Origin of the sequence: Curtobacterium sp. ME26, assembly GCF_903970945.1 — a bacterium.
Lineage (GTDB): Bacteria > Actinomycetota > Actinomycetes > Actinomycetales > Microbacteriaceae > Curtobacterium > Curtobacterium citri.
Window position 1 is genome coordinate 1 of record NZ_CAJCKG010000095.1, and the last position, 2,286, is coordinate 2,286.

Annotated in this window: 2 protein-coding genes; both read left to right on the forward strand. The window is 75.1% G+C overall.

The window, feature by feature from the left end:
* The coding region (locus H7A69_RS17130; protein WP_220456284.1) for a glycoside hydrolase family 6 protein at positions 1-1,117 on the forward strand (1,117 nt) is incomplete at its 5' end.
* A 33-nt stretch (positions 1,118-1,150) separates the two neighbouring features.
* Positions 1,151-2,206: a M4 family metallopeptidase gene (locus H7A69_RS17135; protein ID WP_182048145.1), complete on the forward strand. Its 1,056-nt coding sequence runs from the start codon at positions 1,151-1,153 to the stop codon at positions 2,204-2,206.
* Positions 2,207-2,286 lie beyond the last annotated feature (80 nt).

Genomic DNA, 2,286 nt, shown 5'->3' on the forward strand with positions numbered 1-2,286 from the left:
CGAGGGCTCCCGCTCCTGCGAGCATGGGGGCATGCCGCACCAGGGGGAACGCGACCACCGGACGTCGGTCCGGACCGGTGCCGGTCGTCGGCAGTGGGCGTGGCTCGGGGTCGGCGCCCTGGTCGCTGGCGGGCTCGTCACCGCCGTCGTGCTCGCCGTCCTGCCCGCGCGCGCGCCGGACGGGCTCGGCCCGGACGGACGCACGAGCGACCGGCCGGTCGCGGCGAGGGCCACGGCGGCCGAGGCGTTCCCCGGCGGTCTCGCGCGCCAGCCGACCGCCGTCAACCAGGCCGCGCGGCAGGCGGCCGAGGCGCGCGCGGACGGTCGGGACACCACAGCCGCGCGCATCGACGTCATCGCCGACGAGCCGGTGGCGACCTGGCTGACCGACCCGTCCGAGCGGGCCACGGCGCAGACCGTCCGACGGGTGGTCCGCAGCGCCGAGCAGCAGGACCGCACGCCGGTGTTCGTGCTCTACGCGATCCCGGACCGCGACTGCGGCAGCTACTCGGCCGGCGGCACGAGCGACGACGCCTACCTGCCGTGGGTCCGGTCGGCGGTCCGGGCGATGGCCGGGTCCCACGCCGTGGTCCTGGTGGAACCGGACTCGATCGCGCAGATCCACGTGTGCGAGCGCCTCGGGCACGACCGGCTGCGGCTGCTCGACCGGGCGGTCGACGAGCTCGCCGGACACGGGCTGACGGTCTACCTCGACGGCGGCAACGAGGACCGGGTGCCGGTGGCGACCATGGCCGACTGGCTCCGCCGGGCCGGGGTGGACCGGACGCAGGGCTTCGCCACGAACGTCTCGAACTTCTACCGGGTCGACCAGGAGCGTGCCTACGCCGACCGGTTGGCGGACGCCGTCGGCGACGATCCCCACTACGTCATCGACGTCTCGCGGAACGGGCAGGGGTGGCGCGGGACCTGGTGCAACCCCGAGGGCGCCGGCCTCGGGCAGGCACCGCACGTCACCCGCGGGACGACCCGCCTCGACGCCCTGCTGTGGGTGAAGACGCCCGGGCTGAGCGACGGCACGTGCAACGGCGGACCGGCGGCCGGGCGGTGGTGGGAGTCGTACGCACTGGCCCTGGTCGAGCACCGCGTCCGCGACTGACCGCTCGTCGGACGTCGGTGGTTGCATGACGCCATGACCGCCACCGACCGTCGCCGCTCCGTCGTCCCGCCCTACCTGCTGCGCGCCGTCGCCGCGGCCGGTGAGCACCCCCGCGCCGCCTCGGCGGCACGGACCGCCCTGGCCGAGATGTCGGCCGTCGCCGCACCCAAGCACGAGCACCGTGTCCGGCCGCAGGGCGTCACGGGCACCGTCGACCGGTCCCCGCAGCGCACCGTCGCGGACGCGCACGGCTCGACGACGCTGCCCGGCACCGTCGTGCGGCGCGAGGGCGACCCGGACTCGGGCGACGCCGCGACCGACGAGGCGTACGCGGGCCTCGGGGCGACGCACGCGTTCTGGCTCGACGTGTTCGGACGGGTGTCGATCGACGGCGCGGGTCTCCCCCTCGACGCGACCGTGCACTACGGGCAGGACTACGACAACGCGTACTGGGACGGCAGCCGCATGGTGTTCGGCGACGGGGACGGCGAGGTCTTCCGGCGCTTCACCGTCGCGCTCGACGTCATCGGGCACGAGCTCGCGCACGGCGTCACCCAGTACACCGCGGACCTGACCTACGAGGGGCAGTCCGGCGCGCTCAACGAGTCGGTCAGCGACGTCTTCGGCTCGCTCGTCGCGCAGTACGCCGCCGGACAGACCGCCGACCAGGCGACGTGGCTCATCGGCCAGGGCCTCTTCACTGACGCCGTGCACGGGGTCGCGCTGCGGTCCATGCGGGCACCGGGCACCGCCTACGACGACCCGGTGCTCGGCAAGGACCCGCAGCCGGCGACGATGGCCGACTACGTCGAGACGACCGAGGACTCCGGCGGGGTGCACCTGAACTCCGGCATCCCGAACCACGCCTTCTACCTGGCTGCCACCGCGATCGGCGGACACGCGTGGGAGGGTGCCGGCGCCGTCTGGTGGGACGCCCTCACCTCGGCGGAGACGACCGCCGGGATCGACTTCGCGGGCTTCGCCGGGGTGACGGTGCGCGCCGCCGCGGACCGCTTCGGCGACGGCTCGGCGGAGCACACCGCGGTGCGGGACGCCTGGCGCACGGTGGGTGTGCTCGCCGCGTCGTGACGGCGTAGAACCGGAGCATGCACATCGTCGTCCGCCGCAGTGGTGGACTCGCCGGGACCTCGCGGGGCTGGCGGGTCGAC